This window comes from Bosea sp. ANAM02 (assembly GCF_011764485.1).
GTDB lineage: Bacteria > Pseudomonadota > Alphaproteobacteria > Rhizobiales > Beijerinckiaceae > Allobosea.
The window spans coordinates 2,021,933-2,047,285 of record NZ_AP022848.1 but is presented as its reverse complement, the minus strand read 5'-3'; the positions used below and the strand labels follow the sequence as shown (position 1 = coordinate 2,047,285).

General features: G+C 67.0%; 25 protein-coding genes. 11 read left to right on the top strand and 14 right to left on the bottom strand.

Translation table 11 applies throughout. The features are described from left to right. Positions 1 to 36 precede the first annotated feature (36 nt). Positions 37 to 1,476: an FAD-binding oxidoreductase gene (locus tag OCUBac02_RS09820; protein ID WP_173045275.1), complete on the bottom strand. Its 1,440-nt coding sequence runs from the start codon at positions 1,474 to 1,476 to the stop codon at positions 37 to 39. A 466-nt stretch (positions 1,477 to 1,942) separates the two neighbouring features. On the opposite strand from OCUBac02_RS09820, the gene OCUBac02_RS09815 reads away from it, so the two are divergent. Further along, positions 1,943 to 2,515 carry a thioesterase family protein gene (locus OCUBac02_RS09815; protein ID WP_173045273.1) on the top strand — a complete coding sequence of 191 codons (573 nt, stop codon included), beginning with the start codon at positions 1,943 to 1,945 and terminating at the stop codon, positions 2,513 to 2,515. 10 nt (positions 2,516 to 2,525) lie between these two features. Here OCUBac02_RS09815 and OCUBac02_RS09810 read toward each other — a convergent pair whose 3' ends face one another. The 4 genes from OCUBac02_RS09810 to OCUBac02_RS09795 form a co-directional block, all read right to left on the bottom strand. After that, positions 2,526 to 2,702 (bottom strand): hypothetical protein, encoded by a 177-nt coding sequence (locus OCUBac02_RS09810; RefSeq protein WP_173045271.1) that lies wholly within the window; start codon positions 2,700 to 2,702, stop codon positions 2,526 to 2,528. After that, the gene (locus OCUBac02_RS09805; RefSeq protein ID WP_173045269.1) at positions 2,699 to 3,496 is read right to left on the bottom strand and encodes a potassium channel family protein; all 798 of its coding nucleotides are present in this window, start codon (positions 3,494 to 3,496) and stop codon (positions 2,699 to 2,701) included. The genes OCUBac02_RS09810 and OCUBac02_RS09805 overlap by 4 nt, the downstream gene beginning before the upstream one ends. Positions 3,497 to 3,585: 89 nt before the next feature. Beyond that, positions 3,586 to 4,263 (bottom strand): class I SAM-dependent methyltransferase, encoded by a 678-nt coding sequence (locus OCUBac02_RS09800; RefSeq protein ID WP_244639147.1) that lies wholly within the window; start codon positions 4,261 to 4,263, stop codon positions 3,586 to 3,588. Beyond that, on the bottom strand, positions 4,260 to 5,525 hold the full coding sequence (locus tag OCUBac02_RS09795) for a BtaA family protein (RefSeq protein ID WP_348521653.1): 1,266 nt from the start codon (positions 5,523 to 5,525) through the stop codon (positions 4,260 to 4,262). Before OCUBac02_RS09795 ends, OCUBac02_RS09800 begins: the two co-directional genes overlap by 4 nt. Positions 5,526 to 5,711: 186 nt before the next feature. On the opposite strand from OCUBac02_RS09795, the gene msrB reads away from it, so the two are divergent. After that, on the top strand, positions 5,712 to 6,140 hold the full coding sequence (gene msrB, locus OCUBac02_RS09790; RefSeq protein WP_244639199.1) for a peptide-methionine (R)-S-oxide reductase MsrB: 429 nt from the start codon (positions 5,712 to 5,714) through the stop codon (positions 6,138 to 6,140). 179 nt (positions 6,141 to 6,319) lie between these two features. Here msrB and OCUBac02_RS09785 read toward each other — a convergent pair whose 3' ends face one another. Next, positions 6,320 to 8,017, bottom strand: coding sequence for an acyl-CoA dehydrogenase family protein (locus tag OCUBac02_RS09785; RefSeq protein ID WP_173045267.1), 1,698 nt, complete (start codon positions 8,015 to 8,017; stop codon positions 6,320 to 6,322). 228 nt (positions 8,018 to 8,245) lie between these two features. Here OCUBac02_RS09785 and OCUBac02_RS09780 point away from each other — a divergent pair, with 228 nt between their 5' ends. The 4 genes from OCUBac02_RS09780 to OCUBac02_RS09765 all read left to right on the top strand — a co-directional run bounded on the left by OCUBac02_RS09780 (position 8,246) and on the right by OCUBac02_RS09765 (position 11,695). After that, the gene (locus OCUBac02_RS09780) at positions 8,246 to 10,627 is read left to right on the top strand and encodes an ATP-dependent helicase (protein ID WP_244639146.1); all 2,382 of its coding nucleotides are present in this window, start codon (positions 8,246 to 8,248) and stop codon (positions 10,625 to 10,627) included. Between the two features lie 124 nt (positions 10,628 to 10,751). Next, on the top strand, positions 10,752 to 10,946 hold the full coding sequence (locus OCUBac02_RS09775; protein ID WP_173045263.1) for a type II toxin-antitoxin system HicA family toxin: 195 nt from the start codon (positions 10,752 to 10,754) through the stop codon (positions 10,944 to 10,946). A gap of 12 nt (positions 10,947 to 10,958) precedes the next feature. Beyond that, positions 10,959 to 11,255, top strand: coding sequence for a type II toxin-antitoxin system HicB family antitoxin (locus OCUBac02_RS09770; protein WP_173045261.1), 297 nt, complete (start codon positions 10,959 to 10,961; stop codon positions 11,253 to 11,255). A gap of 17 nt (positions 11,256 to 11,272) precedes the next feature. Then, positions 11,273 to 11,695: a GNAT family N-acetyltransferase gene (locus OCUBac02_RS09765; protein WP_173045259.1), complete on the top strand. Its 423-nt coding sequence runs from the start codon at positions 11,273 to 11,275 to the stop codon at positions 11,693 to 11,695. A 4-nt stretch (positions 11,696 to 11,699) separates the two neighbouring features. Here OCUBac02_RS09765 and OCUBac02_RS09760 read toward each other — a convergent pair whose 3' ends face one another. Next, entirely contained in the window at positions 11,700 to 12,119 is a 420-nt protein-coding gene (locus OCUBac02_RS09760; RefSeq protein WP_047576449.1) for a winged helix-turn-helix transcriptional regulator, read from the bottom strand. 102 nt (positions 12,120 to 12,221) lie between these two features. On the opposite strand from OCUBac02_RS09760, the gene OCUBac02_RS09755 reads away from it, so the two are divergent. Continuing rightward, positions 12,222 to 12,977, top strand: a complete 756-nt coding sequence (locus OCUBac02_RS09755) for an SDR family oxidoreductase (RefSeq protein ID WP_173045257.1) — start codon at positions 12,222 to 12,224, stop codon at positions 12,975 to 12,977. 276 nt (positions 12,978 to 13,253) lie between these two features. Continuing rightward, positions 13,254 to 14,201 (top strand): 50S ribosomal protein L11 methyltransferase, encoded by a 948-nt coding sequence (locus OCUBac02_RS09750; protein WP_173045255.1) that lies wholly within the window; start codon positions 13,254 to 13,256, stop codon positions 14,199 to 14,201. A 46-nt stretch (positions 14,202 to 14,247) separates the two neighbouring features. Here the strand turns inward: OCUBac02_RS09750 and OCUBac02_RS27495 are convergent, their stop codons facing one another. Next, positions 14,248 to 14,376 (bottom strand): hypothetical protein, encoded by a 129-nt coding sequence (locus OCUBac02_RS27495; protein ID WP_280528853.1) that lies wholly within the window; start codon positions 14,374 to 14,376, stop codon positions 14,248 to 14,250. A gap of 56 nt (positions 14,377 to 14,432) precedes the next feature. Then, entirely contained in the window at positions 14,433 to 14,669 is a 237-nt protein-coding gene (locus OCUBac02_RS09745; protein WP_047576443.1) for a hypothetical protein, read from the bottom strand. A gap of 297 nt (positions 14,670 to 14,966) precedes the next feature. Here OCUBac02_RS09745 and OCUBac02_RS09740 point away from each other — a divergent pair, with 297 nt between their 5' ends. Beyond that, positions 14,967 to 16,802 carry an aminopeptidase P family protein gene (locus OCUBac02_RS09740; protein ID WP_173045253.1) on the top strand — a complete coding sequence of 612 codons (1,836 nt, stop codon included), beginning with the start codon at positions 14,967 to 14,969 and terminating at the stop codon, positions 16,800 to 16,802. A 196-nt stretch (positions 16,803 to 16,998) separates the two neighbouring features. On the opposite strand, the gene OCUBac02_RS09735 is transcribed toward OCUBac02_RS09740, so the two are convergent. Genes OCUBac02_RS09735 through OCUBac02_RS09725 form a run of 3 tightly spaced genes read right to left on the bottom strand, consistent with a single transcriptional unit; the run spans position 16,999 to position 18,899 of the window. Next, on the bottom strand, positions 16,999 to 17,298 hold the full coding sequence (locus OCUBac02_RS09735; protein WP_173045252.1) for an AzlD family protein: 300 nt from the start codon (positions 17,296 to 17,298) through the stop codon (positions 16,999 to 17,001). Beyond that, positions 17,295 to 18,008, bottom strand: a complete 714-nt coding sequence (locus OCUBac02_RS09730; protein WP_173045250.1) for an AzlC family ABC transporter permease — start codon at positions 18,006 to 18,008, stop codon at positions 17,295 to 17,297. The genes OCUBac02_RS09735 and OCUBac02_RS09730 overlap by 4 nt, the downstream gene beginning before the upstream one ends. 27 nt (positions 18,009 to 18,035) lie before the next feature. Next, positions 18,036 to 18,899, bottom strand: coding sequence for an AraC family transcriptional regulator (locus tag OCUBac02_RS09725; protein ID WP_173045248.1), 864 nt, complete (start codon positions 18,897 to 18,899; stop codon positions 18,036 to 18,038). A 294-nt stretch (positions 18,900 to 19,193) separates the two neighbouring features. On the opposite strand from OCUBac02_RS09725, the gene OCUBac02_RS09720 reads away from it, so the two are divergent. Further along, positions 19,194 to 19,367 carry a hypothetical protein gene (locus tag OCUBac02_RS09720; RefSeq protein WP_173045246.1) on the top strand — a complete coding sequence of 58 codons (174 nt, stop codon included), beginning with the start codon at positions 19,194 to 19,196 and terminating at the stop codon, positions 19,365 to 19,367. 70 nt (positions 19,368 to 19,437) lie between these two features. On the opposite strand, the gene ligA is transcribed toward OCUBac02_RS09720, so the two are convergent. After that, on the bottom strand, positions 19,438 to 21,603 hold the full coding sequence (gene ligA / locus OCUBac02_RS09715) for an NAD-dependent DNA ligase LigA (RefSeq protein ID WP_173045244.1): 2,166 nt from the start codon (positions 21,601 to 21,603) through the stop codon (positions 19,438 to 19,440). Positions 21,604 to 21,958: 355 nt separating this feature from the next. Here ligA and OCUBac02_RS09710 point away from each other — a divergent pair, with 355 nt between their 5' ends. Continuing rightward, a complete protein-coding gene (locus OCUBac02_RS09710) occupies positions 21,959 to 22,750 on the top strand; it encodes a DUF2189 domain-containing protein (RefSeq protein ID WP_173045242.1) in 792 nt (263 codons plus the stop codon). Positions 22,751 to 23,111: 361 nt separating this feature from the next. Here OCUBac02_RS09710 and OCUBac02_RS09705 read toward each other — a convergent pair whose 3' ends face one another. Beyond that, positions 23,112 to 25,139 (bottom strand): DEAD/DEAH box helicase, encoded by a 2,028-nt coding sequence (locus tag OCUBac02_RS09705; protein WP_173045240.1) that lies wholly within the window; start codon positions 25,137 to 25,139, stop codon positions 23,112 to 23,114. Positions 25,140 to 25,353: the final 214 nt, after the last annotated feature.

The following is a 25,353-nucleotide window of genomic DNA, read 5'->3' as shown; positions in this document are numbered from 1 at the left end:
CGGCGAACCCGGCGGGCAGCGCAAGCCGCAACGGCGTCACAGGACGACGATTTTTCCGGGATTGAGGATATTGCGCGGGTCGAGCGCGCGCTTCAGCGTGCGCATCACGACGAGCGCCTCGGCCCCGTGCTCCTGCTCCAGATACTTGATTTTCTTCTGGCCGACGCCGTGTTCGCCGGTGCAGGTTCCGCCCATGGCGAGCGCCCGCTTGACCAGCCGGTCGATGAAGGCCTGCGCCCGCTCGACCTCGGCGGTATCCGCCAGATCGACCAGCGGCTGCGTGTGGAAATTGCCATCGCCGACATGGCCGGCGATCGGCGCGATCAGGCCGGAAGCCTCGATGTCGCGCTTGGTCTCCTCGACGCATTCGGCGAGCTGCGAGATCGGCACGCAGACATCGGTCGCGACCGAGTCGAAGCCGGGGCGCAGCGCCTTCGCCGCCCAATAGGCATCGTGACGCGCCTGCCAGAGCTTGGAGCGATCCTCGGCTTTGGTCGCCCATTCGAACGGCCCGCCGCCGAACTCGGCCGCGATCTCGCCGAAGCGCTCGGACTGCTCCTTCACGCCGGATTCGGTGCCGTGGAACTCGACGAAGAGCATCGTCGTCTCCGGCAGGCCGAGCTTGGCATGCAGGTTGACGCCGCGGATCATCACGTCGTCGAGCAGTTCGATGCGCGCCACCGGCAGGCCGGTCTGGATCGTCAGGATCGTCGCATCGCAAGCGGCCTTCACCGAGGGGAACGGGCAGACGCCGGCGGCGATCGCCTCGGGGATGCCGTGCAGCTTCAGCGTCACCTCCGTGATGATGCCGAGCGTGCCTTCCGAGCCGACGAGCAGGCGGGTGAGATCGTAGCCGGCCGAGGTCTTGCGGGCTCGCGTGGAGGTCCTGACGATCGAGCCGTCGGCCATTACCGCGGTCAGCGCCAGGACATTGTCTTTCATCGTCCCATAGCGGACGGCATTGGTGCCCGAGGCACGCGTCGCCGCCATGCCGCCGATCGAGGCGTCGGCGCCGGGATCGATCGGGAACATCAGACCCTGGTCGCGCAGATGCTCGTTGAGCTCCTTGCGGGTGACGCCCGCCTCGACGACCACGTCGAGATCCTCGGCATGGACCGCGATGATCCGCTTCATCTGCGATAGATCGATTGAGACGCCACCGAAGACCGCGTTCACATGCCCTTCCAGCGAAGTGCCTGTGCCGAAAGCGATAACCGGCACGCCATGGGCGGCGCAGAGCTTGACGATCTGCGAGACCTCTTCGGTGCTCTGCGGGAACACCACCGCATCCGGCGGCTGGTTCGGGATCCAGGTCAGCGTGTGGCCATGCTGCTGGCGCACGGCGAGGCTGGTGACCAGCCGGTTGCCGAAGCTCGCGGCGAGCGCTTGCGTCACCGCTGCGATCGCCTCCGGCGTGGGCGGCAGCACTGCGGCGGAGGCAGGGCTGTCATGAAGGGCGACGCTGGGCAGGCTCATTGTCAAGGTCCGGTTCTGGCGCTTAGAGGCTGGTAGGGGCTATGGGATGGATTTGACGCTGGCGATTTTGAGCGAATGCAAGGAGTTCGAGGACGCAAGCCTTCCGGCTTGCTACGAAGAACGACGTAGCAGTCGCTCAAAAGCGCCGCGCCCTTCAGGTGAGGTGAAAACGGCAGGGCTGCAGCGTCGCATCGCTTGCCGATACCAGTGGTATCGGCGGCGCAACGCTCCTCCCATCCCTGCCGTTTTGACCTCATCAAATCCTTCCCATAGCCCCTACCAGCCTCTAGATTTGGAACAGATCGGTTTCGCAATCGGTTACGCTTCGACATGGTCCTGCCATACTGGCGGGCCCAGAATGCTGACGCCGCTTGCGAGCGATGCATACTAGATCATGAGACGGTCGAATGGGCAGCGGCAATAATGCCGCCGGGCCTTGAACGAGGCGCCTGTCAGGGAGGCGAAGATGAAACACGATATGCGCGCCCCGGCGCTGTTCTTCGCGCCTTTCGTCTCGTCGGCGATGCGGGTCGAGCCGCAATGGATCGACTATAACGGCCATCTCAACATGGCCTATTACCATGTGCTGTTCGACCGGGCGGTCGACGAGGTCTTCTCCCTGGTTGGATTGACCCGCGACTATGTCGAGACGCGCCATGCCTCCACCTTCGCGGCGGAGTGCCACATCCTCTACAAGCGTGAACTGACCGAGGGCGATACCGTGCGCATCACCGCGCAGCTCATCGCCTTCGACGACAAGCGGCTGCATTACTATCTCGAAATGCGGCACGCCAACGAGGGCTGGCTCGCGGCGACCAGCGAGAACCTGTCGCTGCATGTCGACATGGTCCATCGCAAGGTCACGCCCTTCCCGGCCGACATCCTCGCCAACATCGCCCTGATGAAGGCGGCGCACAGCATGATGCCGCTGCCGGCCACGATCGGCCGCATCATCGGCATGCCACGCAAGTCGGCGATCCGGGTCGAAGAGACCGCCGAGGAGCGCGAGACCGAGACGGTGACCCAAACCCGGCACTGAGCAGCTTCTGTCACACTGCCAGCCCATCGATCTGGCTTCGAGTGCCGTCATGCTCGCCCTTGTGGCGAGCATCCACGTCTCGGACACGCATGGCATCGCCGAAGACGTGGATGGTCGGGACGGGCCCGACCATGACGGCGAGGCAGTGGCGACTAGGTTGGAACCACATCTCTCCGCGGTAACTCACGGATCGTCGTCGGGTATCTTCAGCTTGTGCCCGCAGGCCTTGCAGTAGACCGCATCCGGCTCGTGACGCTGCAAGGCGCATTCGGGGCAGGGAAACAGCACCTTGTTCGGGCGGAACAGCGCCTGCGCCAGCCGCACGAAGAGCGTGATCCCCACGATCATCACCACGATCGAGGTCAGCTTGCCGGCCACGCCCGGCAGGGTCACGTCGCCGAAGCCGGTCGTCGTCACTGTCGCGACCGTGAAATAGAGCGCCTGGACATAGCTCTCCAGCCCGCCCTCGTGCCGGAAGAAGAAGGTGTAGACGAAGCCGGTCACCACGAAGAGGAAGGTCGCGATATTGCTGAGCGCCCGGACCACGGTCTCCCATTCGCGGAAGCGGGTTTGACGGAATTGCGCCCAGACGATGCCCTTATGCGAGAGCGACCACAGCCTGAGGATGCGCAGGAAGCCGAAATTCTCCAGCCATTGCGGCGCCAGCAGCGTCAGCAGGATGAAGAGATCGAGCAGCATGGTCGGCTGGCGCAGCAGCCGGAGCATGTTGGTCGAGGCCAGCAGGCGCGCCGCGATTTCGGCGATCATGACCACAGCGACGGAGTAGTCGATCCAGAGGAAGGCCGGATTTTCCCTGAGCAGCGGCGTCAGGATGAAGAAGGCGAGGATCAGGAGGTCGACGACCGTCGTCACCGCCTGGAAGCGCAAAGCCGTCGGCGAGCGGCCGTGATAGAGTTGGCGCAGCCGGTCGCGCAGGGCTTCGAAGCGGCTATGGTCGGGCGGGGCGTCGGCGGCATCCATCGCCAACGAGCATAAGCGCTAAAGCATCGGCCCGAAACGTGTGACGGGGCTTTCCGACAAAGCCGATGCGGGAAAAGGCTGACGCATCCCTATGCCGTGTCCCGGCGCCGCGTCGCCACCGCATGCACGGCGTAGCCGCGATAGGGCGCACTGACCCGGCAATCGGCCCCAGCGACCTCAGACATCGCTCGCACGATCTCGGGCAGGTCCTCGCGCGGCGTGACATGAAACAGCGCGAGCCAGCGCAGCAGCGCCGCCTTGAACGGCGCCGGCAAGCCGGCCTGATCGCCGAAATCGACGATATGCAACGAGCCGCCGGGCCTAAGCCGACGCAGGGCCTCGGCGACGACGCCCTGCCAGGGCGGAATCATCGAAAGCGCATAGGAGATCACGATCCGGTCGAAACCGGCGCGGCCGAACAGAGCTTGGGAGTCGAAACCCGTGGCATCGGCCTGCGCGAGCGCGATCCGCCCCTCAAGCCCGGCCTTCGCCACAGAGCCCTGCGCCGTCGCCAGCATTGCGCTGGAAACGTCGAGGCCATGGCAGGCGCAATCCGGATAATGCTGCGCGATGCGGATCAGGTTGCGCCCGGTGCCGCAGCCGATCTCCAGCACGCTCCCGCCCTTCGGCGGCTGCAAGCCGTCGATGAGCTGGTCGCGACCGAGCAGATAGAACTTCCGGCTGGCATCGTAGATATGGCGCTGGTGCCGGTAGATCCGGTCCATCAGCCCGGCGGCGGAACCGGCCGGCGCCTCGGCCGCACTCACCGCGCCTGCCCCTTCAGGACATAGAGGTGGAAGCCGCCATAGATCGCCGAGCGATCCCGCCGGCAGAGCGCGCGGCTCTTCTCTTCCTCGTAATGCCATTGGTCGAGGATCGCGGCCGGCACCCGGCCCGGCAGCAGGCGCTCGTCGGCGGCGGTGCGGAAGATCACCCGCGCCCCCGGCCGGGCGGTGCGCGTGATCTGCGACCACAGCGCCGTGAGATCGGCGTCGTTCATCCAGTCCTGCGCGTCGAGCAGCACATAGGCGTCGCAGCTCTCGGCCGGCTGGTCTTCGAGGAAGGACGTGACCGCGCTCTGGCGATGGGACACGCTCGGAGCCCGTTCCTTCACCACCGCGAAATGTCGCTTCTGGAGATAGGGCGGGAAGGCCGCATCCGGCCCTTCGCCATAGCGCCGGCCAAACGCCTGCTGGGCGAAATAATTCTCCTTCAGGTCGAATCCGCAGGCCAGCCGCTCCAGCCGGAGCTTCAAGGCACCCAGGATGCCGTCCTCGCCATCGGCGGCCAGCGCCTTGTATTGCGCCGGCGGAATGCCGAGCCCATAGAGCGAGGCCGGCTGGCGCACCAGCCAGCGCACCAGCCTGCGCTCGAAGACCGGCGCGAGGTGCCTGTCGTAGAGCGCCCGCTGCTCGGCCAGATCGCGCGCCGCCAGCATCGCCTTCGGATTGCCGCCGAGCAGTCGCGCCAGCACATGTCCGGTGCCGATGAAGCGGCCGAGCAGGCCGTAGCGGTGGAATCCCCTAGCGAAGAGATTGATCCGGCGCCGGCCGTTCAGGCCCCGCCCCTCCCAGTAGCCGCGCGAGACGGCATCGAGGTGCGGAGCGATCTCACGATCGTAGAGTGCGACATTGGCGCTCTCGTTGGCCCGGCCGAAGAAGCGCAGGAAATCCTCCTGCCGCTCCATCCGTGCCAGAGCCGCGAGCTTCAGCCGACCGAGCGCGATATGGGTGGCGTTGAGATCGACCGCGCTGACCCGGATCGGCGCTGCCGTGAGATAGGAGAGGATGTTGCAGGAGCCCGACGCGATCGCCACGACATGGTCGCCGGCCTTGAGTTCAAGCGCCGCCATGTCGACGACCGGGTCCTCCCAGATCTGCGGATAGACCAGTCCGGAGAAGGCGCGGGCGAACAGCCATTCCAGCATTCCGGCCTTGGACAGTTTTTTGCTGCGTCTGACAGCCTGTCCCAGGCCGGAGCTCGTCATGCGGCGGGCCGCGCGCGCCGTCTGCGTCGCCTGTTGCGTCACCGGTTTTCCTCCCTGTGCGGGTGGCCGGGCTGCTAGAGGAGTCGCGTGACGGTCCGGTGACGGTCACCACGGCCTCGTGAAAGCACCCGCGGCAAGCGGGGCTGAAATTTCGCGCGCGAAGCCCCATATTGGCGGCACGAAAGCCGATGAGGCGCTGCCGCCAGGAAGGAGATCGCGATGGGTCTGATGAGCATGTTCGGAGCCGGGAAGAAGCACGAGGAGAACTTCCCCTTCCAGCTCACCGACGCCGAATGGCGCGCGCGCCTGACGCCGGAGCAGTATCGCATCCTGCGCGGCCACGGCACCGAGCGGGCCGGCTCCTGCGCGCTGAACTACGAGAAGCGCGCCGGCACCTTCTCCTGCGCCGGCTGCGACCAGAAGCTGTTCAAGTCCGGCAAGAAGTTCGAGAGCGGCACCGGCTGGCCGAGCTTCGACCAGCCGCTGGAAGGTGCGGTCGGCACCACCGAGGATCGCAGCTACGGCATGCTCCGCGTCGAGGTCCATTGCGCCAATTGCGGCGGCCATCTCGGCCATGTCTTCCCGGACGGCCCGCCGCCCACCGGCCTGCGCTACTGCATCAACGGCGAGGCGATGAATTTCGAGCCGGAAGCGTAGCAACGCGCACCGCCGTCATGGTCGGGCTTGTCCCGACCATCTCTTGAACCAGAAGGCGCGGGGAACCCCTCTCCTGTAAGGAGAGGGGCAGGGGTGAGGTGTGGGCCCCGGACTAGTGAGGCGCGAAGCCAACGGCGGCAACGGTCAGGTCACGGCCACAGTGTCCAGCGGACTACCCCTCACCCTGCCCTCTCCCTACGGGAGAGGGTTCCCCGCGCTAAACGAGTCTGGCTCACGACCGGCACAGCCCGTCGCGCCAGCACCGCCGCATCCACCGCCGGTGGCAGGTCTCCGAACTGCCCTGACCATGCGCCATCCAGCCGGGTCGCGATGAACGCATGCGCCACGGCAGCCGGCGCATTCCGCAGCAGCAGCGAACCCTGCAGCATCAGCGCCAGCCGCTCCGTCAACCGCCGCGCCTGCCCCTCGTTGCGCATCATCTCCGGCAACTCCGCCTCCAGACGCTTCAACGCCGCATCGTAGCGCCGGTCAGCTCCCGCCGCCGCCATCAGCTCCGCCCGCAGCACATCGACCGCCACTGCCTCGCGCGCCAGCGAGCGCAGCACGTCGAGGCAGATCACGTTGCCCGAGCCCTCCCAGATCGCGTTGAGCGGCGCCTCCCTGTAGAGCCGCGCCGTCGGGTTCTCCTCGATGAAGCCGTTGCCGCCATGGCATTCCAGCGCCTCCGTGACGACGGCCGGCGCCCGCCGCGTGATCCAGTATTTCGCGATCGGCGCCCCGACCCGCGCCAGCGAGCGCTCGCTTTCCGACGCCTCCTGCCGGTCGAGCGCCGCGAACAGCCGGAAGGCGAGCCAGGCCGCCGCCTCGGCCTCGATAGCTAGGTCCGCCAGCACGTTCTGCATGATCGGCTGGTCGATCAGCGCCTTCTGGAAGGCGCGACGATGCTGGGCGTGATGCGCCGCGAGCGACACCGCCATCCGCATCAACCCGGATGACGCCGCCGCGATATCGAGCCGCGAATTATGGTTCATCGACAGGCCCGTGCGGATGCCGCGGCCCGGCTCACCGATCAGATGGCCGATCGCTCCCCTGAATTCGACTTCCGAGGAGGCATTCGAGCGATTGCCGATCTTGTCCTTCAAGCGCTGGATCGCGACGCCGTTGCGCGAACCATCCGGCAGCCAGCCCGGCACGGCGAAGCAGGAAATGCCCTCGCCCGTCCGTGCCAGCGTCAGGAAGACGTCGGAATGCGGCACCGAGAAGAACCATTTCCGCCCGTGCAGCGACCATGTGCCGTCGCGATTATCCTCGGCCGTCGTCTGGGTCTGGCGCAGGTCCGAGCCACCTTGCGTCTCGGTCATCGCGGTGCCGACGGTCGCGCCCGTCTTGAGATGCGCCGGCCCCTGCTGCGGATCGTAACAATCGGACGTGATGAGCTTGCCCCACTGCTCCCACAGCGCGGCGTCCTGCTTCAGCACCGGCACGGCGGCATAGGTCATGCTGATCGGGCAGCAGATGCCGCTTTCAGCGCCGTACCAGAGATATTGCAGGGCAGCGCGCGCCACCTGCGCCCCGGGCTCCGGCCGGTTCCAGGCGAGCGCATGCGTCTCCTGCCCGATCGCGAGCCCCATCAGCTCGTGCCAGGCCGGGTGAAAGGCGATCTCGTCGATGCGGTTGCCGAAGCGGTCGAAGGCCTTCAGCTCGGGCGAGTAGCGGTTGGCGAGCCAGGCCAGCTCCTGCACATCAGCCGAGCCCACCGTCCGCCCCGCCTCATGCAGCCGCTCGCGCGCCCAATCGGCGCCGAAGGCCGCGACGATCCCCGGCAGCACCGGATCGGCGGCGAAGGCGTCGTAGCCGGCCAGCACCGGCACCTGGTTGATGATTTCCCAGTCGGGCCGGGTTGCATGATCCACCATTGCCAATCCTCCGATCCTTCTGCGCCGTCATCCCGGACAAGCCGCGAAGCGGCGCCGATCCGGGATCCATGCCTGAACCTGCATCGGCGGCGCTCAGGCATGGATCCCGGGTCTGCGCTTCGCTCCGCCCGGGATGACACCATCAAGCTTTCCGAGAAGGGGGCGCAATTCGGCTCCTGTCACCCTATATTGCCACCAGAACGAATCACGCACGAGCAGCGCACACCCTTGTCCGACGCAGACCCCTTTTCCGCTCCCCCGCCGCGCCCCGGCGGCCTCGCCGCGCGCGCAGCCGCGCAGCCGGCGGCCGGCTATCTCGCGGGGCTGAACCCGGAGCAGCGCCAGGCGGTCGAGGCGACGGAAGGCCCGGTTCTGGTGCTGGCGGGCGCCGGCACCGGCAAGACCCGCGTGCTCACCACCCGCATCGGTCACTTGATCTCGACCAGCCGTGCCTACCCGTCCCAAATCCTCGCCGTCACCTTCACCAACAAGGCGGCGCGCGAGATGAAGGAGCGCGTCGCCCATCTCGTCGGCCCGGTCGCCGAGGGCATGCCCTGGCTCGGCACCTTCCATTCGATCTCGGCCAAGCTGCTGCGCCGTCATGCCGAACTGCTCGACCTGCGCAGCGACTTCACCATCCTCGACACCGACGACCAGATCCGCCTGATGAAGCAGGTGATCCAGGCCGAGGGCATCGACGAGAAGCGCTGGCCCGGCCGCATGCTGGCCGGCTTCATCGATAGCTGGAAGAACCGCGGCCTGGCGCCCAAGGACGTGCCGCATGGCGAGGCCGCCGTCTTCGCCAATGGCAAGGGCGGCAAGCTCTACGCCGCCTATCAGGAGCGCCTGACGGCGCTGAACGCCGTCGATTTCGGCGATCTCCTGCTGCACTGCCTGACGCTGTTCCGCGACTATCCGGACGTGCTCCAGACCTATCACGACCGCTTCCGCTACATCCTCGTCGACGAGTACCAGGACACCAACACGGCGCAGTATCTCTGGCTGCGCCTGCTGGCCCAGGGCCGCCGCAACATCTGCTGCGTCGGCGACGACGATCAGTCGATCTATGGCTGGCGCGGCGCCGAGGTCGACAACATCCTGCGCTTCGAGCACGATTTCCCCGGCGCGACCGTGATCCGGCTGGAGCGCAACTACCGTTCGACCGGCCATATCCTCGCCACCGCCTCCAAGCTGATCGCCCGCAACGAGGGCCGCCTCGGCAAGACCTTGCGCACCGAGGACGCGCTCGGCGAGAAGGTCACCATCACCGGCGCCTGGGACAGCCAGGAGGAGGCCCGCCTGATCTCCGACGAGATCGAGGCGATGCAGGCGAACAAGCACAACCTCGCCGAGGTCGCGGTGCTCGTGCGCATCTCCGCCCAGATGCGCGAGATCGAGGAGCGCTTCGTCCAGGCCGGCGTGCCTTATCGCGTCATCGGCGGCCCGCGCTTTTACGAGCGCGCCGAAATCCGCGATGCGCTCGCCTATCTGCGCTGCGTGGTCTCGGCCACCGACGATCTCGCCTTCGAGCGCATCGTCAACGTGCCGAAGCGCGGGCTCGGCGACGCGACCGTCCAGCTCCTGCACAACCACGCCCGCGCCACCGGCTTCTCGCTGATGCAATCGGCCCGCGCCGCGGTCGAGAGCGACGAGTTGAAGCCCAAGGCCCGCACCGCGCTGCGCGAACTGGTCGACGCTTTCGGCCGCTGGTCGAAACGCGCCGAGCACATGCCGCAGGGCGAGCTGGCCGAGCTGGTGCTGGAGGAATCCGGCTATACCGAGATGTGGAAGAAGGACCGCTCGGCCGATGCCGCCGGGCGGCTGGAAAACCTCAAGGAACTCGTCCGCTCGCTCGACGAATTCCCGGACCTGCCGGCCTTCCTCGAGCACGTCTCGCTGGTCATGGATGTCGCCGATGGCGAGGCCGAGGCGCGCGTCTCGATCATGACGCTGCACGCCGCCAAGGGGCTGGAATTCGATACGGTCTTCCTGCCCGGCTGGGAGGAAGGCCTGTTTCCGAACCAGCGCGCCCTCGACGAGAGCGGCCGCGCGGGACTGGAGGAGGAGCGCCGCCTCGCCCATGTCGGCCTCACCCGCGCCCGCAAGAAGCTGAAGCTCTATTTCGCCTCGAACCGCCGCATTCACGGCCTCTGGCAGACCAGCCTGCCCTCACGCTTCATCGACGAATTGCCGGAGGAGCATGTCGAGGTCGAGCAGGCTCCGACCAGCTATTCGCAGGGCGGCTACGGCGCCTCGCGCTTCGACCGGATGGAGAGCTTCGGTTCGACCTACAACACGCCGGGCTGGCAGCGCGCGCAGGAAAACCGGGCCAGAAATGGCGGGTCCGGCAGCGGATTCTCGGAAAGCGGCCGCGGCTTCGGCCAAGGCAATTTCGGTGGCGGCTCGCGCCAGCGGGGACCGCTGCTGATCGAGGGCGAGCTGACGGCGAAATCATCCGGCGAATCCGCCTATGGCGAAGGCGCCCGCGTCTTCCACGTCAAGTTCGGCCCGGGATCGGTGGCGAGCGTCGACGGCAACAAGCTGACCGTCGACTTCGACAAGGCAGGGCGGAAGATGGTGCTGGATTCCTTCGTGCAGAAGGCGGGGTGATCGATCCATCTTGTGGATTGGATGGTTTGACACCTTTTCGACGTAGAACAAAAAATGAACATTGCTTACTATGTCAAACCCTTAGGATATATGGATTGGGTCCGATGCGAATCAGTAGGTCCCGATGCTTACCAACAGCGCTGACATCATCCGCCGCCTGAAGCGCGATGGCTTCGCCCTGAAGAGCACGCGCGGCTCGCATCAGAAGTTCGTGCACGAGGCGACGAAACGCATGGTGATCGTGCCCCATCCGAAGCGGGACATTCCAATCGGGACCGTCCATGCGATATATAGGGATGCCGGCTGGGATCGAGATTGAACGGACGTCGCCATGCGACACTACATTGCAGTCGTCCACAAGGACGAGACATCCTGCTACGGCGTGTTTTTTCCGGATGTGAACGGCGTGTTCACGGCTGGCGATACGCTGGAAGAGGCGTTCGCCCAGGCACAGGAAGTCCTCGCATTTGCGGCAGAACACTGGGTCGAGGATACAGCTTCCGATTTTCCCGAGCCGCGCTCGATCGACGAGTTGCGAACCGATCCGGACTTTGTCGAATCGTCCAGGGACGCCATCCTGATGGCCATTCCGTTTAATCAGACACCGACCCGTATCGCCGCCGAGTAAACTGCCTTCAAACGACCATGCCTCCCGAGATCACGCTCACCGACGCCGAAGACGACGCCTTTCGCAAGCTGCTCGGCGAAGGCCTGAAGGACTATAACGACGCCGCGATCGGCCGGCATGATCGCCAGGAACTGCAGATCCGCATCAACGATCCCGAGACGGGCAAGCCGATCGGCGGGCTGGCGGGCCGCACCTCGCTCGGCCTGCTCTTCATCGATACCGTCTATCTCCCGAAGAGCCTGCGCGGCACCGGCATCGGCAGCCGTATCCTCGCCATGGCCGAGGAGGAAGGGCGCCGGCGCGGCTGCAGCAAGGCCGTGCTCTTCACCATCAGCTTCCAGGCACCCGAGTTCTACAGGAAGCTCGGCTGGCAGGTCTTCGGCGAGATCGCCCCGAAGCCGCCGGGCGCGACACGAATCTACCTGACCAAGGACCTCTGAGCCCTCAAGCCCCGCCTTCCCGCTCGCGAAAGGCCTTCCGGGCTGCCTGCACCTCTCCGTAATAGGTCTCGGCCCAGGTCCAGACCCCGCAGAAGGCGGCGCTGAGCTCGCGGCCCAGCTCCGTCAGCGTGTAGTCGACATGCGGCGGGATCACCGGATGAACGGTGCGGACGACCAGCCCGTCGCGCTCCATCTCGCGCAGCGTCTTGGTCAGCATCTTCTGGCTGATGCCGCCGACGATCCGGCCGATTTCGGTGAAGCGCAGCGTGCCGCGTTCCTCCAGCGCCTCCAGCACCAGCATGGTCCACTTGTCGGCGATCTGCGCGATGACCTGCCGCACCAGCGATTCCACCGCCGGGCTGACCGGCGGGATCGCCTCGCTGCGCTGATGCATCGCCGCCATGGCGGTCCGGATCGCCTGCATCGGACACTCTCCTTTTGGTGCGTATGGCACTTTCAAGCGCCTTCTTTCCATTGAAGAGTATGGCCGCCATCTCGTCTCGTGCAACCACGAGAGGGCTTTGCCATGAAGATTTCCGGAAACACCATCCTCATCACCGGCGGCGGCTCGGGCATCGGCCGGGCGCTGGCCGAGGCGCTGCACGCCAAGGGCAACACGATCATCGTCGCCGGGCGCCGCGAAGCCGTGCTCGATGCGGTCACCACTGCCAATCCCGGCATGGAATCGATGCTGCTCGACATCCAGGACGAGGCCGATATCGCGGCCTTCGCCCGGCAGGCCGTCGCGCGCTTCCCGCAGCTCAACGCCGTCATCAACAATGCCGGCATCATGAAGCCGGAGAACGTGCCGGCCGCCGACAATCTCGCCATCGCCGAGGAGACGATCGCGACCAACCTGCTCGGCCCGATCCGCCTGACGACCGCGCTGCTGCCGCATCTCCTGAAGCAGCCGCAGGCAACGGTCCTGACCGTCTCGTCCGGCCTCGCCTTCGTGCCGCTGGCTGCGACCCCGACCTACAGCGCGACCAAGGCCGCGATCCATTCCTGGTCGATCGGCCTGCGCGAGCAGCTCAAGGACACGTCTGTCGAGGTCATCGAGATCGCCCCGCCCTATGTCCAGACCGAACTGCTCGGCCCGCATCAGGCGGTCGACCCGGCCGCGATGCCGCTCGCCGATTTCACCAGCGAGGTGATGACGATCCTCGAAACCCGGCCTGAGGCCGGCGAGGTCATCGTCGAACGCTGCAAGCCGCTGCGCTTCGCCGAAGCGACCGGCAGTTTCGGCCAGGTCTTCGCCGGGCTCAACGCGCAGCACGCGTAACTGAGGATTCAAGGAAAAGGCGCGGGAACCCCTCTCCTGTAAGGAGAGGGGTAGGGGTGAGGTGTAGGCCCCTGGACCAGTGAGGCACGCCCTCGCCACTGCTGCGGTCGGGTTACAGCTAGAGCGTCCAACGGCCGACCCCTCACCCTGCCCTCTCCCTCCGGGAGAGGGTTCCCCGCACTATCTGAGCTCTCTCTTTCAATGAGGCACGCGCGGCACGATCGAAGGCGGGACAGTCCGCATGACAACCTTCCCGCGCGCTGCTAAGGCCAGCGCATGCGCGAAGGCCTCCTGCCAGCGACGGTCGCGACCGTCCTCGAACTCTCCACCTCGGGCGAACAGGCCCGGGCCCTCACCGAATTGCTCGGCGAGATTTTCGATCCCACCGAGACGGCGATCTCCGCCTTCGAGGTCGAGGACGGCATCACCACGCTCTCGATGAATATCCCCTGGAAGGTCGAGATCTATTTCGCCAACCCGCCGGACGAGGAAGCGGTGCGCGACCTGCTGCGCCCGATCGTCGGCGAGCTCGTCGACAACACGCCCTTCACCACCGTCAACACCAAGGACTGGGTCGCCAACAGCCTCGACGGGCTGAAGCCCGTCCGCGCCGGTCGGGTCCTCGTCCATGGCGCGCATGACCGGCACGTCGTCCGCACCAACGATGTCGCGATCGAGATCGAAGCCGCGCTCGCCTTCGGCACCGGCCATCACGGTACGACTGCCGGCTGCCTGCTCGCGCTCGATGCCGAGCTGAAGAAGCGCCGCCCGCGCCACGGCATCGATATCGGCACCGGCACCGGCATTTTGGGGCTGGCGCTCGCCAAGCAGATCAAGCGCAAGGTCGTCGCCGGCGATATCGACGCGGTCGCCATCGAGGTCTCCGCCCATAACGCCCGGCTCAACCATGCGCCGAACGCGCTCGATCTCTATGTCGCGCCCGGCCTGCGCCATGCCAAGGCCTGGCACCCCGGCCATTTCGACTTCGTCTTCGCCAATATCCTGGCCGGCCCGCTGAAGCGGCTGGCCCCGTCGATCGCGCGCGTGCTCTCGTCGAACGGCACGCTGATCCTGTCCGGCCTGCTGGCGATGGACGTTGCCGGCGTGGTCTCGGCCTACCGGCATCAGGGCGTCTATCTCGCCAGCCATTCGCTGCGCGAAGGCTGGGCGACGCTGGTCATGAAAAAAGGCGGCGCAGCCCCGAGGCCACGCCGCCTTGCCTGACCTCCGGCGCTCCCAAGGGAAGCGCGAGGTCGTTACGCGTTACCGCTCAGAAGCCGATATAGCCGTACTTCTTCTCGGCATCGGCCTGCAGGCTGCGGGCATCGTGCCAGACGGCGGCGGTGAACTTCGCAGCGTCGGCGATCTGTTCGTAGATGTGCTTGATGACGGCGATCATGGTGAAGATCCTCAGGGGTAGTCGGCTGCGCGGCTCAGGGCCGCGGCGGCGTGAATTCAGCGGTTGAAAGGCAGGGAGACGTCGCTCGACAGCGTCGCGGACGGGAAGCCGCCCAGGACGATCTCAGCCTCGTTGACGAGGAGGTTGCGGGCGCGCAGTTCGCGGGTTGCGGAACGCATCCGGCTTTCCAGCAGTGCGGCGAAGATCCGCTGCATCAGGCCCGGCCGGTCGGCCTTGGTCTCGGCTACCACGGCAACGGGCAGCACGTCGGCATTGTTCAACACATAGGTCATGGGTCCATCTCCGAAAAACGAAGGACAGTCCCGGTCGCTTCCTCGTTCTCTTATGCGACCAAAGTGGGGTCATTTCGCACTTGCGAGAAGATATGTTCGCATATGCAAGATATGCACAAAACGCATGCGATCTGTCCATATCCTTTAATGTTTGCGTAGATTGCATAACCAATCGGCACAATGCGGAGCCTGAAGGCAGCACCGTCCCACCGAATGGGCAGCACCGCGCCGACGCTTTTGCACTGGCACTTTCAGCGACGCGAGGCGACGATGCCAAGACTTCAGCCGGACCTCGCCATGACCGATTCGACCCTGCCGACCTGCCGTTTCCAGTCTTTCTCCGAGCCGAGCGATCCGAAGCTGGTCGCCGGCCGCGTCGCCGCCCTGCGCAAGGCACTGGCCGCTCAGGGTCTCGACGGCTTCATCGTCCCGCGCGCCGACGAGCACCAGGGCGAGTATGTCCCGGCGCATATGGCCCGCCTGGCCTGGCTGACCGGCTTCACCGGCTCGGCCGGCAACGCCGTCGTGCTGGCCGACAAGACCGCGCTGATCGTCGACGGCCGCTACACCATCCAGTCGGCCGAGCAGACCGACACCAAGGTCGTCACGCCGGTCCGCATGGAGGAGACGCCATTGGAGCGCTGGATCGAGCAGAACCTGCCGGCCGGCGGCAAGCTCGGCTACGATCCCTGGCTGCATACGGTCGATGGGCTCGCCCGCCTCGAAAAGGCTGTGGCCGCCGCCGGCGGCAGCCTCGTCGCCCTCAAGGCTAATCCGATCGACGCACTCTGGAGCGACCGGCCGGCCCCGCCGACCGCGCCGGTCAAGGCGCATCCGGCCGCCTTTGCCGGCGAGGACAGCGCCGCGAAGCTCGTCCGCATCCAGAAGGCGCTGGCCGAGGCCAAGGTCGACGCGCTCGTCGTCTCCGATCCGCATGCGCTCGCCTGGGTCTTCAACATTCGCGGCGGCGATGTCGAGCACACGCCGCTGCCGCTCGGCTATTCCATTGTCCCGCGCGAGGGCCGGCCGACCGTCTTCCTCGCGCCGGAGAAGGTCACCAACGAGGCCGGCGATGCGATCGGCGCGGTCGGCGAGATCGCCCCGCCGGCCGATCTCGACAGGCAGATCGCCAGGCTCGGCGCCGCCAGGGCCAAGGTCCGGCTCGACTCGACCACCGCCGCTTCCGCACTGGCGACCCTGATCCGCGAGGCCGGCGGCACGCCCGATGCCGGCACCGACCCGATCGCGCTGATGAAGGCGCGCAAGAACGCAGCCGAGCTCGAAGGCGCCCGCAATGCCCATCTGCGCGACGGCGCCGTCATGGCGCGCTACCTCGCCTGGCTCGCCCGCGAGGCGCCTAAGGGCGGCCTGACCGAGATCGATGCCGTCGCCGCTCTCGAGGCCGAGCGACTCGGGACCGGCCTGCTCAAGGACGTCTCCTTCACCACCATCGCCGGCGCCGGCCCCAATGCCGCGCTGCCGCACTACCGCGTCAGCGAGGCGAGCAACCGCAGGCTGGAGCCCGGCATCTTCCTGGTCGATTCAGGCGGCCAGTATGAGGACGGCACCACCGACATCACCCGCACCATGGTGATCGGCTTAGCCACGGCCGAGATGCGCGACCGCTATACCCGCGTGCTCAAGGGCCATGTCGCGATCTCGCGGCTGGTCTTCGTCAAGGGCACCTCGGGCGCGCAGCTCGATGCCTTCGCCCGGCTTCCGCTCTGGCAGGGCGGCTTTGATTTCGACCATGGCACCGGCCATGGCGTCGGCAGCTATCTCTCGGTGCATGAGGGGCCGCAGCGCCTCTCCAAGCTCGGCACCACGCCATTGGAGCCGGGCATGATCCTCTCCAACGAGCCCGGCTACTACAAGGAAGGCGAATACGGCATCCGCATCGAGAACCTGATCGTCGTCGAGGAGCGTCAGATACCCGGCGCCGAGCGGACGATCTACGGCTTCGAGACGATCACCTGGTGCCCCTATGAGCGCGCCCTGATCGAGAAGGACATGCTCGATGCCGGCGAGATCGCCTGGATCGACTCCTATCACGCCAAGGTCTGGGAGAAGCTTGCGCCGCAGGTCGAGGGCGAGGCGAAGGCCTGGTTGGAGCAGGCCTGCCGGGCTTTGTGAAGAGCGTGAGGAACCCCTCTCCTGTAAGGAGAGGGGCAGGGGTGAGGTGTAGGCCCCTGGACCAGCGGAACTTTGCCTCACCGCCGCGCAGCGACCATCTCACAGAAATGCGGTGAGGGACCTACCCCTCACCCTGCCCTCTCCCTCCGGGAGAGGGTTCCCCGCGCCCCTCCCATCAAGGCCGGGACAGATGTGGTCACATCACCATCCTGAACCCGACCACCGCAACCACGCCAACCGCAACCACGCCCAGCAAGGGCAGCCGCGTCGCCGCGAGCGCCGTGACCGCCGCGGCGGCCGTCTCGGCCCAGCCGGTCGCGAGCGCGCTCGGCGCGATCACCGCGATCAGCACGGCGGGCGGGATCGCGTCGAAGGCGGCCTGCGCCCGCGGCGAGAGGCTGAGCCGCCCGGCCAGAGCGAGCCCGGCAACGCGCGTGAAATAGGTCACGATCGCCATGCCGAGGAAGGCGAGGAGATTGATCGGATCGACGCTCACGCCTTGGCCTCCTCGGTGACCGGCTGCTCTTCGCTACCCGCCGCGAGCCAGGCCGCCAGCAATCCGCAGAGCGCCCCCGCCGCGACATGCCAGGGCGGCCCCGCCAATCGATAGGTCACGGCCGAGGCGATGCCGGCAGCCACGACCGTCCAGAACGTCACCCGCCCCTTCCAGAAGGCGGCGACGAGCGCGATGAACAGCGCCGTGAAGGCGAAATCGGCACCGAGCCGCTTGGGATCGCCGAGCACCGCGCCGATCATCGCGCCGAGCGTCGAGTTGATCAGCCAGCCCGCAACGAAGGGGATGACCATCGCGAACCAGTAGGCCGGCGTCAGGCGGTGCGTGCGGGCGCGCTTCTCGGCCAGCGCCCAGTTCTCGTCGGCCATGTAGTAGAGGCCGAGGAATTTCTGCCAGCGGCTGAAGCCCTGGAGCTTCGGCGCGAGCGAGGCGCCCATCAGCACATGGCGCGCGTTGATGAGCAGCGTCGAGAACACCAGCGCGGCGACCGGCGCCGGGCTCGCCCAGAGCTCGATCGCGGCGAACTGCGCCCCGCCGGCAAAGACCATGATGCTCATCAGGAAGACTTCCAGGGGCGAGAGCCCCTTGCTGGCCGCGACCGCACCGAAGAGCAGGCCGATCGGCGCCGCCGCCACGGCAGCCGGCCAGATATCGTTCAGGCCGCGCCTGATGTCGTCACGCATCGTCGACATGGAGTTCCGGTTCTCTTGAAAGCTGTTTCAGCCGGCATGCGCCGCGCGGAAGGCGCCGGGCGTCACCCCGAGCCGCGCCTTGAAGGCCCGCGTCAGATGCGGCTGGTCGCAGAAGCCCGTCGCAGCTGCGACCTCGCCCAGGCTCTCGCCGCGCCGCAATCGCTCGCGCGCCCGCCGCACGCGCACGTCGATGAGATAGGCATGCGGCGTCAGCCCGGTCTCGCGCCGGAAGGCCCGGATCAGGTGGTGGCGCGGCAAACCGGCCAGCGCCGCGAGATCGGCCAGCGAGAGGTCTTCCTCGTAGCGTGCCTCGATCGCCCGGCGCGTGCGCGCCACCGGCCCGTCCTCGCGCCCGACCGCTCGCACCGAGAGGTCGGCATGGCGCGCCAGCATATGGGCATAGGCGCGCAGCAGCGCCTCCTCGCCCGCCAGCGCGTCGATGCCTTCTTCCAGCAGGCGATGCGCAACGCTGAACAGCGCGGCACCGGCCGGGTCCTGCACGACGGGATCGCGGAAGAACGGCGTGCCGACTGCCTCGCCGCCCGTCAGCGACGCCGCGATCTCCTGCATCAGTTCGACGGAAGGATAGCTCATCCGGTAGCGATAGCCGCCCTCGCTCGGCGCGCCGTCATGGACGTCGAGCGGGTGGTTCATCACGATGTCGCCGGGGCCGGCATAGAGCTTCTGCCCGCGCGCATGCCAGACTTCGCAACCCATCTCGATCGTGCCGATCGCATAGGTGTCATGGGCATGCGGGGCATAGGCGTGGGTGCGGAAGGTCGCCGCGAGGAATTCGAGCCCGTCGAAGCGGCGCGCGGCGAACAGATGCGCGCTCTCCCCCGCCCTGAGCGGGGTCTCCAGCAAGGCCTGTTCCTGCGAGATCGACTGCATGCCCAAGGATAGCGCAGAAGCCTGCCGAGCTGTCTTGAAGAAAAGTGATCGGGCGCATCACGCGCCCGATCGGTCTTGAGATCAGAAGCCGCTCCGATTTCCGCAGCCCTCGTCCTGAGGAGGCCCGAAGGGCCGTCTCGAAGGGCGCTCCAGCTGTCTCCGGAACCTGGAGCGTCCTTCGAGACGCCGCTGGCGCAGCTCCTCAGGATGAGGGTTCACATAGCGTCAGAGCGCGTGCGCAGTCGCGCCTGCGCAGACTCACTCATGAATCTGCCGAAGGCGATGAGGCGTGAGATGGGCCGCGTCGGGACCTGCGGCATCCTTGCCGACGTGCCGGCAGCGATCCCCGGCTTCGAGTCGGAAGCCACGTTCGGCCGCGAAAGAAATATCCGCCCTCTCCACTCCGTCATCCCGGACAAGCCGCGCAGCGGCGCCGATCCGGGATCCATTCCGGAGCGCTCCCGATGAAGGTTCCGGAATGGATCCCGGGTCTGCGCTTCGCTGCGCCCGGGATGACAGCGGGGGAATGGACGGTTCCCTACCCGCCCACCAGATCGAACCACCCGGCCTCGTCGATCACCTCGACACCGTGCTTGGTGGCATCCTTGAGCTTCGACCCCGCCCCCGGCCCGGCGACGAGCAGATCGGTCTTCGACGAGACCGAGCCCGCGACCTTGGCGCCCAGCCGCTCGGCCATCGCCTTGGCCTCGTCGCGGGTCATCCGCTCCAGCGCGCCGGTGAAGACCACGATCTTGCCGGCGACGGGGCTCGCCGACGCAACCGCCTCCAAAGGCTGTGGCGAGACCTGCGCCAGCAGGCGGTCGAGCAACTCCTCGTTATGCGGCTCGCCGAAGAACTCGACGAGAGCCTCGACCACGGTCGGGCCGACGCTGTCGATGGCGCCGAGCTCCTGCCGCTCCGGCGAGGCTTCGTCGGCAGCCGCGATGCCGGCCGCCCGCAGCGCCTCGAACGAGCCGTAATGCCGCGCCAGCAGGCGCGCCGTGGTCTCGCCGATATGGCGGATACCGAGGCCGAAGATGAAGCGATTGAGCGGCGGGGTGCGCCGGTCCTCGATCGCATCGAACAGCTTCTTGGCGCTGACCGCGCCGAAGCCCTCCTTGTCCTTCAGCTTCTTGAGATTGGCTGCATCGCGCGCAGCCAGCGTGAAGATATCGGCCGGCTCCCTGACGGGAAGATCGGCATCGCCATGAAAGAACTCGATCTGCTTGTCGCCGAGCCCGTCGATATCCAGCGCGTCGCGCGAGACGAAATGCTTGAGCCGCTCGACCGCCTGCGCCGGACAGATCAGGCCGCCGGTGCAGCGGCGAATGGCGTCTTCCTTGCCGGAGCGCGGATTGAGCTCGCGCGTCGCATGGCTGCCGCAGGCCGGGCACAGCGTCGGGAACTCGTAGGGCTTCGAATCCGCCGGGCGCTTCGACAGATCGACCGCCTCGACGCGCGGGATGACATCGCCGGCGCGCTTCACCGTCACCGTGTCGCCGATGCGGATATCGGTGCCGTCGCGGATCGGCAGGCCCCTGGAATCGAAGCCGCGGATGTAATCTTCGTTATGCAGCGTCGCGTTGGTCACGACGACGCCGCCGACGGTCACCGGCTTCAGGCGCGCCACCGGCGAAAGCGCGCCGGTGCGTCCGACCTGGATGTCGATCGCCTCCAGCACGGTCGTCGCCAATTCGGCCGGGAATTTATGCGCGATCGCCCAGCGCGGCGCCCGCGAGACGAAGCCGAGCCGGGCCTGCAGCGCGAGATCGTCGACCTTGTAGACCACGCCGTCGATATCGTAACCGAGCGTCGCGCGCTGGCTCTCGATCAGCCGGTATTGCGCGATCAGTTCCGCCACGCTCTCGCAGCGCTTCATCAGCGGGTTGGTGCGGAAGCCCCAACGCCGGAAGGCCTCGACCACGCCGAACTGCGTCGGCGCCGGCAGCACCGGCATCTCGCCCCAGGCATAGGCAAAGAAGCGCAAGGGCCGCGATGCGGTGACGCTGACATCGAGCTGGCGCAGCGAGCCCGCCGCCGCATTGCGCGGATTGGCGAATTCGGGCAGCCCCTTCTCGCGCTGGCGCTCGTTGATACCAGCGAAATCGGCATGCCCCAGATAGACTTCGCCGCGCACTTCGGCGATGTCAGGCACATCCGGCCCGGCGAGCGTCTTGGGGATTTCGGAGATGGTGCGAGCGTTAGCGGTAACATCCTCGCCCTCCTCGCCGTCGCCGCGCGTCGCCGCCGCGACCAGCTCGCCCTTCTCGTAGCGCAGCGAGAGCGAAAGCCCGTCGATCTTGGGCTCGGCGGTGAAGGCGATGCCGTCCTCCTCCTTGCGGCCGAGGAAGCGGTAGACCCGTCCCACGAACTCGGCGACGGCCTCGTCCGAGAAGGCATTGTCGAGCGAGAGCATCGGCACGCGATGCCGGATCTTGGCGAACTTGCCGGAAGGCTTGGCGCCGACCTTGGCGCTGACGTCGTTCTCCTGCTTCAGCGCTGGAAAAGCCTCCTCCAGTGCGACGAGCCGGCGACGCTTCGCGTCATAGGCGGCGTCGTCCATGATCGGCTGGTCGTCCTGGAAATAGGCGTCGTTGGCGGCCTGTACCGCGGCCGCGAGCAGCTTGTGCTCGGCCTTCGCCTTGCGCGGCGTCAGCTCCGCGATCGGCGTTTCGGAGGGGGCGGAATCTGCGGCGTCGCTCATGGCAAACCATTAGGCGAGATGCGCGTGACGAGAAAGGGCAGGAACCGACACCCCCCACCACTCAACCCACCCTCAGCCCTCATCCTGAGGAGCCGCGCAAGCGGCGTCCAGAAGGAGGCTTCAGGGGGCTCCGGTGATAGCTGAATCATCCTTCGAGACGCAGCCTTCGGCTGCTCCTCAGGATGAGGGCTATGATCCTCGAGCGACTCACATCCGCGCGAATGCCTGCGACAAATCGGGCATTCGCGCGTATGATTGCCGGGCTGGGAATTGGAAGCTCGACGCCGCAGGCGGTTGACGCCAAGGATCACGTCGCCCGCCATTGGCGAACCGGGCCAGAACCGGGAGACACGCCATGGCCAATCTCGACGGCACAGTTCACGACATTGTTTCGCTCCAGCAGCCGCGCGTCAGGACGATCACCACGCGGGACCTGACCGAGGCGCTGCTACACGGCTGGGAGGATTTCAAGGCACAGCCGAGCCATCTCGTCTTCATCGCCCTGATCTACCCCGTCGCCGGCATCCTGCTGGCGCAGCTCACCGTGAGCTACAACATCTTTCCCTTGCTCTTCCCGCTGCTCTCGGGCTTCGCGCTGCTCGGCCCCTTCGCCGCGATCGGGCTCTACGAGATCAGCCGCCGGCGCGAGAAGGGCATGGACTCGTCCTGGGTCCACGCCTTCGAGGTGCTGCGCTCGCCCTCGATCGGGCAGATCGCCCTGCTCGGCGCGATGCTGACCGGCATCTTCCTCGCCTGGCTGTTCAGCGCCTGGTTCCTCTATCGCGGCATCCTCGGCCTGCCGGCCGATGTCTCGACCGCCGATTTTCTGCGCGCGGTTTTCACCACGGGCGACGGCTGGATCATGATGGTGATCGGCAATGCGATCGGGCTCCTGCTGGCGATCCTCGCCTTCTCGATCTCGGTCGTGTCCTTCCCGCTGATCATCGACCGGCATGTCGACGCGCCGACCGCGATCCGCACCTCGATCGCCGCCGTCGAGGCCAACCCGCGCGTGATGATGATCTGGGGCCTGATGGTGACCGGCTTGCTGGTGCTCGGCTGCCTGCCGATGCTGGTCGGCCTGATCGTGGTCATGCCGGTGCTCGGTCATGCAACCTGGCACCTCTACCGCAAGGTCGTGGGCTGAGGTCGGCAAGCGCCAAGCGGGAACCTTTGGCGCCCAAAACGGGTTCACCCCCTGCCAGATCGAGCCGCAAGGCTCCATTCCGTCAGGGGGCTTTTCATGAACAACATCATTTATATCATCGGCCTCATCGTGGTCGTACTCGCGATCCTGTCTTTCCTCGGCCTGCGCTGAGGAGAGGGAACGAGAGCGTCGCCCGACAGGCTGCGGCGCTTGAAGTGCAACATTCGTCCGCGAAAACGCGCCATCATCCCGGGCTGGACCCGGAATCCATCGTAGAGCGGTGAGCCTTCGATGGATCCCGGATCGGCGCTGCTGCGCAGCTTGTCCGGGATGACGGTGCTTTCTCGTTGAAGGCTGAAACTCAGCCGCGGGGGCCGCTGCGCGGCCTGCCCTTGCCGAACGGCTTGGGGCCGCCCGGACGCCCGCCTTCGGGTTTGCCGGCGAAAGGCTTGCCCTTCCCCGCGAACGGCTTCTTGAAGCCGCCGCCGGGCTTGCCGTCGTCACGGCGCGGCGGACGCGCGTCGTCACGCGGAGGCCGGCTGTCAGCGCGATAGGGCTTGCGATCGTCTGCGCGCGGCTCACGATAGTCGCCATCGCGCGGCGGGAAGCGCTTGCGCGGCCCCCGATCCTCGCCCGAGGCCTGATCGTCGCCCCAGCTCTTGCGCGGCGCGGCCGGACGCTCGGCCTTGTCTGCGAAGGACTTCGCCGGGCGGCGCTCGGCCTCGGTCGTCGGCTCGATCACGATCTTGTCGCGATCCGGAATTCGAACAGATTCATAGAAGCGATCGGCGACATCGGCATCGATCTCGACCTTGGTCTCGCGGTCGAAGATGCGGATCGCGCCGACCTCGTCGCGCGTGATCCGCCCGCGGCGGCACAGCATCGGCAGGAGCTGGCGCGGATCGGCGCCCTGCTTGCGGCCGATATCGAGGCGGAACCAGACGGTGTCGCCGCGCGGGCCGGCCGGCTTGCGCGGGCGCTCGCCATCCTCGCCCTCGTCACGTCCAGCGCCGAACGGACGGCGCTTGGCAGCATAATCCTCGTTGGTACGAGCGGGGCGGCGCTCGTCGCGGCCGAAGCCGGGATCGCCGACCTCTTCCGCAGCGGGCAGGCGGGCGCGATAGAGTCGGACCAGCGCGGCGGCGATGTCGCGCGCCTCGCGGCCGGCCATCAGCGCCTCGATCATGCCGGCATCGTCCTCGGAGCCGTCGCCGTTGAGCAGCGGGTCGGAGAGCAGGCGCTCCTGGTCGAGAACGCGGATTTCCTCTTCCGTCGGCGGGCCGATCCACTCGGCCTCGACCTTGGCTTCCATCAGCAGGCGCTCGGCCTTGCGGCGGCGCGACTGCGGCACGAGCAGGACGCTCGTGCCCTTGTTGCCGGCGCGGCCGGTGCGGCCCGAGCGATGCTGCATCACCTCGGAATCGTTCGGCAATTCGGCATGGATGACGAGGTCGAGCCCCGGCAGGTCGATGCCGCGCGCCGCGACGTCGGTCGCGACGCAGACGCGCGCCCGGCCGTCGCGCAGCGCCTGCAACGCGGCGTTGCGCTCGTTCTGGCCGAGCTCGCCCGAGAGCGCGACGGAGGTGAAGCCACGCTCCAGCAGGATCGCCTCGAGATGGCGCACCGCGTTGCGCGTGTTGCAGAAGACCAGCGCCACCGGCGCGTTGTGGAAGCGCAGCAGGTTGACGACCGCGAGCTCGGCTTCCTTCGGGAAGACGCGCACGGCCTTGTAGGCGATATCGGCATGGCCGCGACGGGTCGCTTCCACCTCGATGCGCAGCGCATCGCGCTGGTAGCTCTGGGCGAGCTGCACGATCGCCTTCGGGAAGGTCGCAGAGAACAGCAGGCTGCGGCGGCTCTCGGGCGCGGTCTTCAGGATGAATTCGAGATCGTCGCGGAAGCCGAGATCGAGCATCTCGTCGGCCTCGTCGAGCACGACGGCCTTGAGCGCGGAAACGTCGAGGCGACGGCGCTCGATATGGTCGCGCAGGCGGCCGGGCGTGCCGACCACGATATGCGCGCCCTCGTCGAGCAGCATCGCCTCGCGGCGCGGGTCCATGCCGCCGACGCAGGAAATCACCCGCGCACCGGTCTGGGCATAGAGCCAGGCGAGTTCGCGCTGCACCTGCAAGGCCAACTCGCGCGTCGGCGCGATGATCAGGGCGAGCGGCTCGGCCGCGGGGCCGAGCTTCTCGGCGGTGCCCAGCAGGGTCTCGCCGATGGCGAGGCCATAGGCGATGGTCTTGCCGGAGCCGGTCTGCGAGGAGACCAGCAGGTCGCGCCCGCGGGCAGCGTCTTCGATGACGGCGCTCTGCACCGGCGTCGGGTCGGAATAATTGCGATCGGCGAGCGCGCGCGCGAGCGGCGGGCTCGTGAGGGAAAACGACATGCGATAAGGGCCTAAGGGTTGCGGCGCCGATGAGGGAACGGCGCGAAAGCGTGAGCGATGGATTCAGGCGGCACTAGAGCATCGGACCGAAAGGCAGAATGCACTTTTCGGCAAATCCGATGCCAAAACAAAGAGCTAGATCGCCCCCCGTCGTCCCGAAGGACATATGGCGATCTAACGGGCATGCTGCACCATCGGATGACAGCGGCTCATA